Source organism: Anaerozeibacter quisquiliarum (genome assembly GCF_051162045.1).
Taxonomy (GTDB): domain Bacteria; phylum Bacillota; class Clostridia; order Christensenellales; family Aristaeellaceae; genus Anaerozeibacter; species Anaerozeibacter quisquiliarum.
This window is the reverse complement of record NZ_JBISDI010000006.1, coordinates 49,670-63,345: the sequence shown is the minus strand read 5'-3', so window position 1 is coordinate 63,345 and position 13,676 is coordinate 49,670. Positions and strand designations below refer to the sequence as shown.

At 62.2% G+C, this 13,676-nt stretch carries 14 protein-coding genes; 12 read left to right on the top strand and 2 right to left on the bottom strand.

The window, feature by feature from the left end; genetic code table 11:
- The first annotated feature begins 2 nt into the window (after positions 1-2).
- Positions 3-509: a hypothetical protein gene (locus ACH6CV_RS03850; protein ID WP_456356848.1), complete on the top strand. Its 507-nt coding sequence runs from the start codon at positions 3-5 to the stop codon at positions 507-509.
- Positions 490-930: a GerW family sporulation protein gene (gene ytfJ, locus ACH6CV_RS03845; protein ID WP_456356847.1), complete on the top strand. Its 441-nt coding sequence runs from the start codon at positions 490-492 to the stop codon at positions 928-930. Before ACH6CV_RS03850 ends, ytfJ begins: the two co-directional genes overlap by 20 nt.
- 61 nt (positions 931-991) lie before the next feature.
- Here ytfJ and ACH6CV_RS03840 read toward each other — a convergent pair whose 3' ends face one another.
- Complete coding sequence (locus tag ACH6CV_RS03840) at positions 992-2,179, bottom strand: Ig-like domain-containing protein (RefSeq protein WP_456356846.1); 1,188 nt, start codon at positions 2,177-2,179, stop codon at positions 992-994.
- A 172-nt stretch (positions 2,180-2,351) separates the two neighbouring features.
- On the opposite strand from ACH6CV_RS03840, the gene ACH6CV_RS03835 reads away from it, so the two are divergent.
- Positions 2,352-2,924 carry a hypothetical protein gene (locus tag ACH6CV_RS03835; RefSeq protein ID WP_456356845.1) on the top strand — a complete coding sequence of 191 codons (573 nt, stop codon included), beginning with the start codon at positions 2,352-2,354 and terminating at the stop codon, positions 2,922-2,924.
- Positions 2,925-3,086: 162 nt separating this feature from the next.
- Here ACH6CV_RS03835 and ACH6CV_RS03830 read toward each other — a convergent pair whose 3' ends face one another.
- Positions 3,087-4,229, bottom strand: coding sequence for an ROK family transcriptional regulator (locus ACH6CV_RS03830; protein WP_456356844.1), 1,143 nt, complete (start codon positions 4,227-4,229; stop codon positions 3,087-3,089).
- 508 nt (positions 4,230-4,737) lie between these two features.
- On the opposite strand from ACH6CV_RS03830, the gene ACH6CV_RS03825 reads away from it, so the two are divergent.
- From ACH6CV_RS03825 to dhaL, 9 genes are all read left to right on the top strand, one after another.
- The gene (locus ACH6CV_RS03825; protein ID WP_456356843.1) at positions 4,738-6,141 is read left to right on the top strand and encodes an ABC transporter substrate-binding protein; all 1,404 of its coding nucleotides are present in this window, start codon (positions 4,738-4,740) and stop codon (positions 6,139-6,141) included.
- Positions 6,142-6,241: 100 nt separating this feature from the next.
- Entirely contained in the window at positions 6,242-7,243 is a 1,002-nt protein-coding gene (locus ACH6CV_RS03820) for a carbohydrate ABC transporter permease (protein ID WP_456356842.1), read from the top strand.
- Positions 7,240-8,061, top strand: coding sequence for a carbohydrate ABC transporter permease (locus ACH6CV_RS03815; RefSeq protein WP_456356841.1), 822 nt, complete (start codon positions 7,240-7,242; stop codon positions 8,059-8,061). The genes ACH6CV_RS03820 and ACH6CV_RS03815 overlap by 4 nt, the downstream gene beginning before the upstream one ends.
- Positions 8,062-8,068: 7 nt before the next feature.
- On the top strand, positions 8,069-9,232 hold the full coding sequence (locus ACH6CV_RS03810) for an ABC transporter ATP-binding protein (RefSeq protein WP_456356840.1): 1,164 nt from the start codon (positions 8,069-8,071) through the stop codon (positions 9,230-9,232).
- A 3-nt stretch (positions 9,233-9,235) separates the two neighbouring features.
- Positions 9,236-10,357, top strand: coding sequence for an ABC transporter ATP-binding protein (locus tag ACH6CV_RS03805; protein ID WP_456356839.1), 1,122 nt, complete (start codon positions 9,236-9,238; stop codon positions 10,355-10,357).
- 31 nt (positions 10,358-10,388) lie between these two features.
- Positions 10,389-11,471 (top strand): alcohol dehydrogenase catalytic domain-containing protein, encoded by a 1,083-nt coding sequence (locus ACH6CV_RS03800; protein ID WP_456356838.1) that lies wholly within the window; start codon positions 10,389-10,391, stop codon positions 11,469-11,471.
- 15 nt (positions 11,472-11,486) lie between these two features.
- The gene (rpiB, locus tag ACH6CV_RS03795; RefSeq protein ID WP_456356837.1) at positions 11,487-11,951 is read left to right on the top strand and encodes a ribose 5-phosphate isomerase B; all 465 of its coding nucleotides are present in this window, start codon (positions 11,487-11,489) and stop codon (positions 11,949-11,951) included.
- 23 nt (positions 11,952-11,974) lie between these two features.
- The gene (locus tag ACH6CV_RS03790) at positions 11,975-12,973 is read left to right on the top strand and encodes a dihydroxyacetone kinase subunit DhaK (RefSeq protein WP_456356836.1); all 999 of its coding nucleotides are present in this window, start codon (positions 11,975-11,977) and stop codon (positions 12,971-12,973) included.
- A 12-nt stretch (positions 12,974-12,985) separates the two neighbouring features.
- Complete coding sequence (dhaL, locus tag ACH6CV_RS03785) at positions 12,986-13,633, top strand: dihydroxyacetone kinase subunit DhaL (protein ID WP_456356835.1); 648 nt, start codon at positions 12,986-12,988, stop codon at positions 13,631-13,633.
- Positions 13,634-13,676: the final 43 nt, after the last annotated feature.

The following is a 13,676-nucleotide window of genomic DNA, read 5'->3' as shown; positions in this document are numbered from 1 at the left end:
GCATGATTGTGTACCTGGTTGCGGCGCTGGTCGCCGCGTTCTACCTGTGCGCCGTGCCGGTGCGCTTGGGCGTCGAGGTGCGGGCGGGCCAGGAAGGCCGGCCTCTCATATGGCTGGGCGTCTTTTACCGCGCTCGCTTGTGGGTGAAGCCTGTTCCGCTGCATCTGCCGCACCCCGAAGACAAAAAAAAACAAAAAAGGGGCCCGCCGCCGCGCGATATGCTTAAGGCGGCGCGCTTCCTGTACCGGCGCTTGACAATCGACCGGCTGGAGGCGCGCGTGGCGCTCGACGACGCCTGCAAGACCGCCTTGCTCGCGGGGCTTTTGCAGGCCGCGCTGTCGCTCGTCAGTCCGCACGCGCGCGTACGCCCGGCTTTCGACGCGCCGCGCGCGCAGCTGGCCGCGCTGTGCATCGCAACCGTCCGGCTGGGGCATATTATCCTCGCGGCGCTGCTCGCCGCCCGGATATGGATAACATGGAGGCTGAAACATGGACAGAAGGCCGATTGAAAGCATTATGACCACCGCGATGGAGTCCATTCGCGACATGGTGGACGTCAATACCGTGATCGGCGAGCCGATCGCCGCCGGCGACGGCTCGACCGTGATCCCCATTTCGAAGGTGTGCTTTGGGTTCGTGGCGGGCGGCGGTGACTACAACAACGCCCCGCCCAAGCCGGCTCAGCAGCCGGGCGCGCAGGGCGAGCTGCCGTTCGCGGGCGGCGCGAGCGCGGGCGTAACCGTCCAACCGATGGGCTTTCTCGTGGTGAGCGAGGGCCAGGTGCGCCTGCTGCCGGTGCAGCCCTACGCGCCGCTCGACCGCATGATCGAGCTCGCGCCCCAGGTGATGACCGAGATCAAGAACTGGATTGCCAGCCGAAGCAAGCCGGAATCAAACGCGCTGACCGAGGCTGAAGATGCGGACGCATAAGCGCAAATGGGGCCGCAACGTCTTCCGCTGACGTCGCGGCCCGTACTTCTCCAATCAAAGGTCAATCAAAAAGCTGCTCGATCTGCGCGTTTACATCCGCATCCAAAACGTCTCCGGGCATCCAGCCCACCGTCCCCTTGCCGCCTGTCACGAGGATGGCGCATACCGCGACCTTGCCGTTGACCGTCTTGACGCCTATGCGGGCTTTGCCGGCGCGTATGCCCTTCACCACGCCGTTTTGCACTTGGGCAATGCGGGGGTTAAGCGAGCGCCAGCGCACATCGGCCGTGCCGTCCATCTTGAGCTCGGCCTTCAGGTTGACCGTCTTGCCCACCTGCACCGCCTTGCGCTTGGGCAGCCCTATCTTGGTTGGCAGCCGATCGACCACCACTTCGCAGCTGGCCGAGAGGCCTGCGTCGGTCGTCGCCGTGATCGTGGCGTTGCCCGCCTTCTTGGCCAGCAGCTTGCCCTGCTTGACCCCGACCACATTGGGGGCGCTGCTGCTCCAGGTCAGCGCGGGCCGACTGTCGGCGGGCTTCACCTTGGCGCTCAGTTGCCCGGTGCGCTTGAGCGTGCGGGTCACGCCGCCCACGTACAGCTTCATGCGCGAGGCGCTCAGCTTGAGCGATTGGGCCGCCGAGGCTCCGATCGTGAGGGTCACCATGGCCTTCGCGCCGCTTCCATCCTGTGCGGTCGCGCTGATCTGCGTCTTGCCCGCGGCCAGCGCCTTGACGAGGCCGTCCTTGTCGATCGAGGCCACCGCCGGCCGGCTGCTCTTCCATTTGACGGATACGCCCGCCGGGGTCACGTCGGCGATCATTTGCAGCGTCCCGCCCTTGCTCAGCGAGGTAGCGCCGCCTTCCCCACGCACCGACACCGTCGTGACGGGCGCGGCGCCCTTAATCACCCACACGTTGATCGACTCGCTGGCGCGCTCGCCGGTCGAAGGGATGTGCGCCGCGGCCGTGATGGTCGCGGTGCCCGTGGCGGTGGCAGAGGCGAACACCACGCCTTCAAGCACGGTGGCCACATTTTCGTTGCTGCTCGAATACGCAACCACGGCGTTCGCCCAGGCGCCGGTCTTGACCGGCGTGATGCCCAGCGTGTCGTTTTGCTTGAGCTCATAATACCCGCCCACCAAGGAACCGCCCTCCACCGTCAGCGTAAAGCCGCCCTCGGCCAGCGCGCCCCACGCGCAGAGCAGCGAGAGCATAAGCAACGCCGAAACCGCGCGGCGCATGTACGTCATTTCCACGTCCCCCTAGATCCCTAGATGTTTCCATTTGTTTGCATCATATCACAAATCCGTCACAGAATCAATCGCATTTCGATTTTTCTGTGACGGTCGGCAATACCCTAAATTATCACCCTCAAATGCCGATGAAAGGGGTAGAAACGATGAGCGCAGAGGAGGTGTTGTCATGCGCATTGCAAGCATCGGGTCCCCGGGCTTCAACGCCCTCACCGGGCAGCGGCCGCTGGGCGTGGATCGGGTGAACGCCGATCCCGCGCCGGACGCCGAGGCCCACGAGCAGCCGCGCCCGGACGCGCGCGAGGCCGGGGCGGGCCAGGCCCGCGACTCGAAATCCTACATGGAGAAGATGCTGAGCCAGTTGGAGGACGCCAACGCCAGCGCAGATGCTTTGGGCGACGCCATGGACGTGGAGATCAAGTGCATGATCATCGCGAGCCGGATCATGCGGGGGCACAAGGTTCCCAAGGCCGACCATCAGTTTCTGATGAAGAACAAGCCCGAACTGTACATGAAGGCCCTCATGCTGAGGACCCTGCGCAAAAATCCCAAGCCCAAGAAGTACAAGCGCCTCTCCGAAGAGGAAGAGAAAGAAGACAGCCGGATATCCTCCGCGAACGACGCGTCGCGCGAATCGGACGCCGATCAGGATGACGCGGCGGTCGGTGACGATGTGGGCCTGGATGCCTCCGACGGCGAACCGAGCGCCCCCTCCGGCGGGGGACTGTATATCAAGGCGTAGATCTGGCGAGGGCGGTAGCGTCAAGAGGCGTTGCCGCCCTCATGCGCAGGCCAAAAGTGTACGGCAACATGCGAATGCTGGTCGACAGCGCCGCGATGCAGCCGATCGCGCGCGCATCGCTTGCCGACAGCTGGCCGACGCGGTGCTGGACGGGTTGGCGGTTTACGATACGCCCTGGCCCCTGGATTGCATCCCCAGGTACTGGATGACATAGGGCAGCGCCGCGCCGGTGGCGACCGGGATGTGGGCGGTCGCGCCCATGCGGATAAAGCGCCGCTCTGTGGGGAAGGCGGTGCGCTCGGCGACCAGCTCGTGGAGCCGGTCGATATCGGACGGCGTCAGGAAGCGTCCCATGATACCGCCCAGGATCACGTCGTAGTCCATCATCATGTGGATGTTGTCGATCGCTGTGGCCAGGTAATTCAGGTACGCGCGCCAGCGGGCTTCTTCGTCCGTCCCCCCGGCCCTGAGGGATTGAAAGAAGTCCTCCACTCGCTCGCCCGGCTTCAGCAGGGCGCTCAGCGTGCAGTAGGTGTCCATGCAGCCCCGCTTACCGCAGTAGCAGCGCCGGCCACCCGGTACGATGGTCATGTGCTCGAATACGCCGCTTTTGAGCTCGTTGCCCTGCAGAAACCTTCCGTTGATGATCAGCGCGCCGCTCATGTTGTAGCGCAGGTGGACGAATATGGCGTCGATGATGGAGGGGGAAAACCACAGCTCGACCGTCGCGGCGGCCTCGCCGTCATGCACCATCGAGCAGGGATAGCTCAGGTAGGGCCGGAACTGGCAGACCGACATACCAGTGCAATCCAGTATCTTTCCATAGGTGACCAGGGTGCCGTCGGATGAGATCAGCCCCTGCAGCACCAGGTTGACGCCCAAGACGTCTGCGGGATTGATCGGCAGGCCGCCGATGAAGCGGTTGACCGATTCGCATACGGTGCGCACGTAGGCCGGCGTGTTGGAAAACGGAAACATCCGCATGTCGGAGGCCAGAATCTCGCCGTACAGGTCGATGGCGACGATTTCAAAGCTGTCCTTGAGCAGCTCGACCCCCACCGCCACGTGGGCGCGCGACAAAAAGACCAGCGCCTCCGCCTTGCGTCCGCCGGTGGATTGAAAACTGCCCTGCTGGGCGATCGTCCCTTGATCGATCAGCTCCCGTACGATCTGGCTGACGGTCGGACGGCTCAGGCCCAGCCCGGTCGCAATTTCGAGCTTTGATGTCTTTTTGCGTCGATAGACAAATTCCAACACGTTCTGCGTGTTGGTCTTTTTGAGTTCCGCCGTGGTCGCTTTTTTCAAAGGGATCATTCCTATCTGCGCGGATCCCGGTCACGCGCCGCATTGCATACGATTGTAAGTATAGCACACGGAAACAGGATGGACAACCGTATAAAATAAGTTAATTCATTGTGCCACATGTACAATCTACATGGGCCAATATTGAAATGTAATGCATGTTGACAAAAGTGGCGCGATCGAGTATTCTTGTGTCAACGTTATTTACAAAAGATACCTGATATTTCGATTGCTCGAAATGATTCAAGCAAATCGTCTAAATTTTAACTATCTGAAATCACGCTACGGCCAGTTATGTAAACCGACGCTCCAAATTTCCGCTCACGATGCCAAAGAATGCCACACAAGCGTACCGACTCACGTTGATCGGCCCAAGTGAATGGTTGTGCCGGGATACGCGCAAGGGCACACATCCAATGAACGCCGGGGTTAAGGAGGGATGGCATCTATCCGGCAGGCGAGACGCCCGAAAGCGGCTCCCCACAGGCAATAGAGGAGGAGGAAAACTATCATGAGGAAGTGTTTCGCGTTGGTGCTGGCGCTGGTACTGATGTCCGCCGTGTTTGCGGGCGTCGGATCGGCCGAAAGTTCGCAGATTGATTGGCAGGCTTATTCGGGTACCAAGCTGCAAGTGATGTTCAATCAGCACAACTATCAAAAGGCCATCACGGACTACGGCAAGATGGAGGAGTTCGAGAAACTGACCGGAATCGACGTCGAATTCTCCGTCACCCCCGAGGAGAACTATTTTGACAAACTGAACATCGCGCTTTCCTCCAAGAGCGGCGAGCCGGACGTCTTCATGACCGGCGCCTACCAGGTGTGGGAGTATGCCTCCGCCGGCTACATGGAGCCGCTCGAGAACTACATCTCCGACCCCACGAAGACCGAAGCCTCCTATGACTTCGCGGACTTCTACCCCGGCGTCGTCGGCACCCTGGCCTGGGACTGCATCGCAGGCCACCCGGTGGGCTCCGGCTCCCAGTGGGCGCTGCCGATGGGCTACGAACTCAACAACATCGCCTATAACAAGAAGTACTTTGACGAGAACAACCTGAAGCTCCCCACGACCACCAGCGAGTTGCTCGAGTTGTCCAAGGGGCTGCAGGGGTGGAGCGGCGCCGGTTCCTACGGCATTGCGGTGCGCGGCACCCGCAACTGGGCGACCATCCATCCGGCCTACATGACGCTGTTCTCCACTTGGGGCGCCAAGGACTTTGAAATCGAGGATGGCCGCCTGGTCTGTAAGCTCGACAGCGAAGAGGCCATCGCGATGACCGACTACTGGGTCAAGCTGGTCGTCGAGGGCTCCTCGCCCCAGTGGGCTACTTTCACCTGGTACGAGGCGGGCGCACACCTGGGCGCGGGCGTCGCAGGCATCCTCTACGACGCGACCTGCAACGGCTACTTCCAGAACTATCCGGAGGGCGCCTCGGCTCAAGCGGGCAACCTGGCCTGGCATCCGGGCGTCGTGCCGGACGGTATGGGCCTGACTGAGAATGACATCAAGTCCAACGTATGGGTGTGGTCGATGGGCATGAACGTCAACTCCGACAACAAGGGCGCGGCGTGGCTCTTCCTCCAGTACTTCACCAGCCCCGAGTTCATGCTGTTCTCCGGCACCGAGGGCGCTTGCGCCGACAGCCCGCGCGTTTCGGTCGCCGATTCCGAAGCCTATGTCTCTGTCGTCGGCAAGTCGACCGGCTACCTCGAAGCGCTGGCGGTGCTGCTCCCCAAGGCCACCATCCAGTTCACGCCCCAGCCTTACTTCTTCGAGACCACGACCGAGTGGGCCGCCACCTTGCAAGACTTGGTCGAAGCCTACCGCACGACCGGCTCCTGTGACACGGCCGGCGCGATGAAGGCGCTCAAGGCCAAGCTGGACATCGCGGTGGAGGACATCCAAGTAGGCTAACTCATCGCCGTCAATCCGCATGCCGTCGGGGAGCGGCCGCAGGCGCTCCGCTCCCCGACTCAGGACGCTTCCCAAGGCATCAGGAGGGAGTTGAAACCAAATGGCTACCCAGAATGTTCCCGGAGCCGGGCAATCCGCGTCGCCATCGCGGGAGCTGAATACCGTACCGTTCAAAACGCGTCTCAGGCCCTACCTGATCGTCGCGCCTGCGCTGCTGATTACAATCGGCATTCTGATCCCGTTCGCGATGGCCATCTACTTCTCGCTGACCGGGTATACCTTCCGCCAGCCGATCGCCAATTTTGTCGGCCTGCGCAACTGGATCCGCATGTTTCAGGACGACCAGTTCTGGAACGGAGTGGGGGTGACCATCCGGTACGCGTTCTGGTCCACGCTGGTGGAGATGCTGCTGGGCCTGGGCATCGCGATGCTGCTCGACACCATCAACAACCGTTTTTCGCGCGTCATGCGGGTAGCGCTGATCTTCCCGCTGATGGTCGCGCCGGTCATTGCCACCATCATCTGGCAGTTGATGCTCTCCAGTTCCGTGGGCATCATCGAGAAGTTTCTGAACCTGTTTGGCCTGTACGGCATGCAATGGGGCGCATCCCAGCGCACCGCCATGATGACCGTCGTCATGATCGACGTATGGGTCAACTGCCCGTTCGTCATCATCCTGATTCTCGCCGGCATCCAGTCGTTGCCCAAATCCCCGTTTGAATCGGCCAAGATCGACGGCGGCAGCGCCTGGTTCAACTTCAAAACGCTCACGCTCCCGATGCTCAAGCCGTGCATCCTGATCGCGCTTTTGTTCCGGCTGATGGCGGCGCTGCAGGAGTTTGGCATCATCTTCGCGCTGACCAAGGGCGGTCCGGGGGACACGCTTATGTCACTGTCGGTCACCGCCTACACCCGCGGCTACATGTACCAGAAGTTCTCGAGCGCGCTGCCGTTCATTCTGGTGCTCTGGTTCATCGTCAACATCATCGCGAAGCAGATCGTCAAGGCTTGGCGCAAGTCGCAGTATCAGGCCTCCGGCAAGGAACTGGAGGAAAAACCCAAGCGCGCCTTCGCGCGCTTTCGGAAAGGAGAGAGCGCATGACCGCCCAAAAAAGACTCTACGCGGCGCTCAAGAACGGCGCGCTGGTGATCTATGCGATTTTCGCGCTGTTTCCGCTTTTGTGGATGCTGATCCTGACCTTCAAATCGGACGCCGAGATGCTGACCACCACCTTTGTGTTTACGCCCACACTGGTCAACTATGAAGAAGTCTTCCTTAAGTCAGACTACTTCCGCTACATCCGCGATTCGATCATCGTATCGGGCGGCGCGGTGCTGGTGTCGGTGCTGGCCGGCGTGCCGGCGGCCTACGCCTTCGCGCGCTACAACTTCAAAAAAAAGGAAGACATCGCCTTCCAGATTCTGTCCTTCAAGTTCGCGCCGGAAATCCTGGTGGTGCTGCCTCTGTACATGATCTATCAGCATCTGGGCCTCTACGATTCCTACTTCGGCCTGATCTGGGTATACCAGCTGATCTCCATGCCGCTGATCATCTGGGTGGTGCGCGGGTACTTTGAGGACATCTCGGTCGAGATCGAACATGCGGCCCAGGTGGACGGCTACACCTGGTGGCAGATCTTCCTCAAGATCCTGCTGCCGCTGATCAAGCCCGGCCTGGTGGCGGCGGCGCTTCTGTGCTTTATCTTCGCGTGGAACAGCTTTACCTTCCCGCTGCTGCTGGCGGGCATGCAGGTGGAGCCGATCACCGTGGCGGCGACCAAGTACCTGGCCCAGGCCACCGTCCACTACGGGCAGATGGCGGTGGCGGCCACGTTCTCGGCGCTTCCGGCGATCATCTTCGCGATTATCATCCAGAAGCACCTGGTTCGCGGCCTGAGTTTTGGTGCAGTGAAGGGGTAGGTGGCATATGGCAAAGATCGAACTGATCGGCGTGACCAAGCGCTTTGGCAAGCTGACCGCGCTCAAGGATGTCACGCTGACCATTGAGAACAAGGAGTTTTTCGTGTTGTTCGGCCCGGCGGGCGCGGGCAAGACCACCATTTTGAACAACATCGCCGGCATTCAGGTGCCCACCGAGGGCATGATCAAGATCGACGGAGCCGTGGTCAATCAGCTGGACCCGTCCGAGCGCAACGTGGCGATGGTGTTTGAAAACTACGCGCTCTACCCGCACATGTCCGTGTACGACAACATCGCCTCGCCGCTGCGCAGTCCCCGCTACCGCAAGGATGAGGACTATATCCGGGATGCCGTACACCGCGTATCCAAGCTGATGAAGATCGACATGCTGCTCGAGCGCCTGCCCAGTCAGCTGTCCAACGGTCAGCGGCAGCGGGTGGCGCTGGGTCGGGCGCTGGTGCGCACGCCCAACGTGTTCCTGATGGACGAGCCGCTGGCGCATTTGGACGCCAAGCTGCGAAACCTGATGCGCAGCGAGCTCAAGGAGATGCAGCACAGCTTCGAGACCACCTCGATCTACGTCACCCACGACTTCATGGAAGCCATGAGCCTGGGCGACCGCATCGCCATCATCAACCAGGGCGAGATTATCCAGGTAGGGACCGGCGACGAGGTGTATTACATGCCGGCGAACGAGTTCGTCGCGCAGTTGATGGGCGACCCGGAAATCAACCTGCTTGAATGCGAACTGATGCGCTCTGGTGAGGGCTATGCCCTCAAATGGGCGGAAGCTCCGAACAAAATCCTCGCGCTGCCCGCCGACCGGGTGATGGACGACCGCTTTGACGCGCTTGGGTGCGGCGACGTGCACATGGGGCTGCGCCCGCAGAACATCCACTACCACTTCGAGCCAGTCGAGGGGGCGATTCCGGGCACGGTTTACAGCTTCGAGGCCATCGGCAACAAGTCGGTGCTGATCGCCAAGATCGGGGGCCAGTTGGTTCGGATGATCGCGCCCAACGGGCTCAAGGTCCGCCTGGATCAGGATGTATACGTCACCTTTGAAATCGAACGGGCCATGTTCTTCGACGCCCTGAACACGAACTATATCGGGCGCTATGACGAGGCATCTGTGCGCGAGTTTACCACGCACAGCGCAAAGGAGGCGTAATGCATGGCCAAGCTGACGCTCAAAAACCTGTTCAAACGGTACGAAAACAGCGGTCGAAAGAGGCGCATCCTCAATAGCTTCGCGGTCAACGACCTGACGCTTGACTGCTATGACGGCGAATTCATCGCGATGCTGGGGCCGTCCGGCTGCGGCAAGACCACGACGCTGCGCATGATCGCGGGCCTGGAGGACATCACCCAAGGGGAGATCTTCATCGGCGACCGGCTGGTCAACCATGTGCATCCCAAGGATCGGCGCATCGGGCTGGCGTTTGAGGACTACGCGCTGTATCCGCCGCTCACGGTGTATGAGAACATCGCCTTCAACCTGCGAGCCAAAGGGGTGCGGCAGGACGAAATCGACCGGCGGGTGCGCGAGATTGCGTCGCTGCTCAAGGTAGAGGACCTGCTGACCATGATGCCGGTCAAGCTGTCCGGCGGGCAAAAGCAGCGGGTCAACATCGCCCGCGCCATCGTACGGCGGCCGGAGCTGTTGCTGATGGACGAGCCGCTCTCCCACCTGGACGGCAAGATGCGCCAAGCGATGCGCACCGAGATCAAGCGGCTTCATAACGAGATCCAGTGTACGTCGGTCTATGTGACGCACGACCAACTGGAAGCCATGAGCCTGGCCGACCGCATCGCCATAATTGACTTGGGCGTGCTGCAGCAGTTCGGTACCCCGATCGAGGTCTACGACGATCCGGCTAACGAGTTTGTCGCCGCGTTCATCGGCGAACCCCCGATGAACATCCTGAGGACCCGCATCATCAAGTATGATGGAGATTTTTATTTCACCTTTGCCGGCAGCGATCTGCGCATCGTGGTGCCGCGCCGTTACTACGACAAGCTGCACGACGGCTACGAGGTCAAGATGGGCGTGCGCCCGATGGACCTGTATATCGGTGCGGAGGACTCCAAGGGCACGCCGGAGCGCGTCGCCATGTACGAAAACCTGGGCGACGAGGGCCGCGTGGGCGTGCGCGTAGGCGACGACTTGCTGATGCTGATCATCACCGACGAGCGGCGCTTCCGCCGGGGCGACATCGTGCGGCTGACGGTCAACGGTGAAAAGACGCATCTATTCGACGTGGAATCGGGCGAGCGAATCCGCGCGGCCAATTAGCGCGGCGAGGAGAATAGAGGAGGAGAAGACAATGGAACTTCCGAAGACCATGCGGGCATTGGTGGCGTATGCGCCGGGCGACTACCGGCTGGTGACCGACTTCCCCGTGCCGCGCGCGACCGGCAAGGACCTGATCGTCAAGGTCGAGGGCTGCGGCGTCTGCGCCGGCGACCTCAAGTCATACCATGGCGCGCCCTCCTTCTGGGGCGGCGACGGATCCCCCTCCTACGTCAAGCCGCCGGTCATCCCCGGCCACGAGTTCTGCGGCACGGTCGTGGAAGTGGGCGAGGGCATGGAGGGCTTCGCGGTAGGCGACCATGTGGTGTCCGAGCAGATCGTGCCCTGCTGGGAATGCAAGTTCTGTAAGAGCGGCCGCTACTGGATGTGCCAGAAGCACGACCTCTACGGCTTCCAGAACAATGTCAACGGCGGCATGGCCGAATACATGCGCTTTCCGCCCGAGGCCCTCGTCTATAAAATCCCGGCCGACATGCCGGTCGAGCAGGCGCTGCTGGTCGAACCGTACGCCTGTTCCAAGCATTGCGTCGACCGCGCGCAGATCACCAATGAGGACATGGTGGTGCTGTCGGGCGCGGGCACGCTGGGGCTGGGCATGGTGGGCGCGATCAAGAAGCGCAACCCGGCCAAGCTGATCGTGCTCGACATGAACGACGTCCGGCTCGAGAAGGCGAAGGCCTTCGGCGCGGACCTGGTGATGAACCCGGGCAAGCAGGACGTGGTCAAGGAGATCGTAGCGATGACCGAGGGCTACGGCTGCGACATCTACATCGAGGCGACCGGCCACCCGTCGAGCGTCCAGCAGGGGCTGGAGATGATCCGCAAGATGGGGCGCTTCGTCGAGTTCTCGGTGTTCAAGGATCTGGTGACCGTGGACTGGTCGATCATCTCCGACCGCAAGGAGCTGGACCTGCTTGGCGCGCACCTGTCGCCCTACTCCTACGACTGGGTGATCAAGTGGATTTCGGACGGCAGTCTGCCCACCGAGGGCGTGGTCAGCCACAAGTTTGCGCTCGAGGACTGGGTGCGCGCATTTGAGTACGCCGCGACCGGCAAGGACAACTCGTTCAAGGTGGCGCTCATCCCCGGCATGTAAGGAGTTGATACACAAATGGGAAGGATCGCGATCGGCTGCGACGAGGCGGCCTGCGCGTTTCGTGACGCCGTCAAGGCGCTGCTGCTCAAGAAGGGCCTTGAGGTGGAGGATTTCGGCACATTTGACGACCGGCCGGTGCTCTACCCAGACATCGCGGTGGCAGTGTCCGAGGCGGTCGCCCGCGGGACGTTCGAGCGCGGCATCCTGATCTGCGGCACCGGCATCGGCATGGCGATCACCGCCAACAAGGTGGCCGGTATCCGGGCGGCCGTCTGCCACGACCCGTTCTCCACCGCGCGCTCCAGAAAATCCAACGACGCCCAGATCATGTGCATGGGCGCGCGCGTCATCGCGCCGCAATTGGGGTGCATGCTGGTGGAACAGTGGCTGGAATGCGAATTTGAGGGCGGCGGCTCCGCCGACAAGGTAGACCGGATCAAGGCGTACGAATCAGGCCGCGGCGGCGCGGCGCCCGTATAAGCGTAAAAAGGCGGGAGGATCCTATGCAACGCATCATCAACAACCCCGACCTGGTGGTCGAGGACATGCTCAGGGGGTTCGTCAAGGCACACCCCCAGTTGGTCAGGGCAACCGATAATCCGCGCGTGATCGCCAGCGCCTTTGCGAAGGCGCCCGGCAAGGTGGGCATCGTGACCGGCGGAGGCTCGGGCCACAAGCCGGCGTTCATCGGCTATGTGGGCAAGCACATGGTGGATGCGGCCGCCGTGGGCGAGGTGTTTTCCTCGCCCACCGCCAAGGCCTTCTACGACGCGTTCGTGGAGGCCGACGCGGGCGCGGGCGTGGCCTGCCTGTACGGCAACTACGCAGGCGACAACATGAACGTCAAGATGGCCGCCAAGCTGGCGGACGACGACGACATCCAGGTCAAGACGGTGATCGCCAACGACGACGTGGCCTCCGCGCCCAAGGATCAGCCGATGAAGCGGCGCGGCGTGGCGGGTGAGGTGCTGATGTGGAAGGTGGGCGGCGCGAAGGCCGCAACCGGCGCGAGCCTTGACGAGGTCATCGCCTGCGCGCAGAAGGCCATCGACAACACCCGCTCGATCGGCATCGGTCTTACCCCCTGCACCATCCCGGCGGTGGGACACCCCAATTTTACGATCGAGCCGGGCACGATGGAGGTGGGCATCGGCCACCACGGCGAGCCGGGCGTCGAGGTGTGTGCGATCAAGACCGCCGACGAGATGGCCGAGATGATGGTCGAGGCGGTGGCAAGCGACATGCCCTTCGTCTCGGGCGACGAGCTGGCGGTGGTGGTGTCGGGCCTGGGCGCGACGCCGGTAATGGAGCTGTACATCCTCTACGACAAGATCGAGCGGCTGCTCGCCGCAAGGGGGATTTCGGTCTACCGGCCCTTCGTGGGCAACTATTTTACGTCGCTTGAGATGATGGGCGCCACCTTCACCGCAATGAAGCTGGACGACGAGCTCAAGGAAATGCTCGACATGCCGGCCCAGTCGATGGGCCTGACAGTCTGCTGAAGGGGGACGCGCATGACAGGGTTTTGCGAAAAGGACGGCAAGGACATCGTCTCTTCGATGATCCGGGTGATTCAGGAGAACAAGGCGTACCTGTCGGACATCGACGGGTTGATCGGCGACGGCGACCACGGTGTCAACATGAACAAGGGGTTTACCCTGTGTGAGGCGCGCATCGCGGGGGCGGAGATGGGCCTTTCCGAAGCGCTCAAGACGCTCGGGCGGGTGCTGATGATGGAGATCGGCGGCTCGATGGGGCCGCTGTACGGCACCATGTTCGCCGAGATGGCGCGCGCGTGCAAGCGGACCGACCGGATCGACCGGGCGGTGTTCGGGTCCATGCTGGCCGCGGCGCTCGCCGGCCTTGCGGAACTGGGTGGCGCGCAGGTGGGCGACAAGACGCTGATGGACGTGCTGGTTCCGGCCGAAACCGCCTACCGCGAGGCGCTCGCCGAGGACCGGGACTTCGCGGACTGCCTGACCGCCATGCAGACCGCCGCCGAGGCGGGCTGGCTGTCCACCAAGGACATGGTGGCCAGGATCGGCCGCGCCAGCCGGCTGGGGGAGCGTTCCCGCGGCGTGCTGGATGCGGGCGCGACCAGTTGCCATCTGTTGCTGACCGCGATGGCCGACGGCATCCGGACGCATCTGGACGACAACTGATCCACGCCGGAGCCGCCCGTCGGGCAGCCCCAGACGGAGAACG

Excerpts from the sequence above, each read along its gene's own strand:
- ACH6CV_RS03850 (WP_456356848.1), top strand. The coding sequence starts at position 3 with ATGATTGTGTACCTGGTTGCGGCGCTGGTCGCCGCGTTCTACCTGTGC.
- ytfJ (WP_456356847.1), top strand. The coding sequence starts at position 490 with ATGGACAGAAGGCCGATTGAAAGCATTATGACCACCGCGATGGAGTCC.
- ACH6CV_RS03840 (WP_456356846.1), bottom strand. The coding sequence starts at position 2,179 with ATGACGTACATGCGCCGCGCGGTTTCGGCGTTGCTTATGCTCTCGCTG.
- ACH6CV_RS03835 (WP_456356845.1), top strand. The coding sequence starts at position 2,352 with ATGCGCATTGCAAGCATCGGGTCCCCGGGCTTCAACGCCCTCACCGGG.
- ACH6CV_RS03825 (WP_456356843.1), top strand. The coding sequence starts at position 4,738 with ATGAGGAAGTGTTTCGCGTTGGTGCTGGCGCTGGTACTGATGTCCGCC.
- ACH6CV_RS03820 (WP_456356842.1), top strand. The coding sequence starts at position 6,242 with ATGGCTACCCAGAATGTTCCCGGAGCCGGGCAATCCGCGTCGCCATCG.
- ACH6CV_RS03815 (WP_456356841.1), top strand. The coding sequence starts at position 7,240 with ATGACCGCCCAAAAAAGACTCTACGCGGCGCTCAAGAACGGCGCGCTG.
- ACH6CV_RS03810 (WP_456356840.1), top strand. The coding sequence starts at position 8,069 with ATGGCAAAGATCGAACTGATCGGCGTGACCAAGCGCTTTGGCAAGCTG.
- ACH6CV_RS03805 (WP_456356839.1), top strand. The coding sequence starts at position 9,236 with ATGGCCAAGCTGACGCTCAAAAACCTGTTCAAACGGTACGAAAACAGC.
- ACH6CV_RS03800 (WP_456356838.1), top strand. The coding sequence starts at position 10,389 with ATGGAACTTCCGAAGACCATGCGGGCATTGGTGGCGTATGCGCCGGGC.
- rpiB (WP_456356837.1), top strand. The coding sequence starts at position 11,487 with ATGGGAAGGATCGCGATCGGCTGCGACGAGGCGGCCTGCGCGTTTCGT.
- ACH6CV_RS03790 (WP_456356836.1), top strand. The coding sequence starts at position 11,975 with ATGCAACGCATCATCAACAACCCCGACCTGGTGGTCGAGGACATGCTC.
- dhaL (WP_456356835.1), top strand. The coding sequence starts at position 12,986 with ATGACAGGGTTTTGCGAAAAGGACGGCAAGGACATCGTCTCTTCGATG.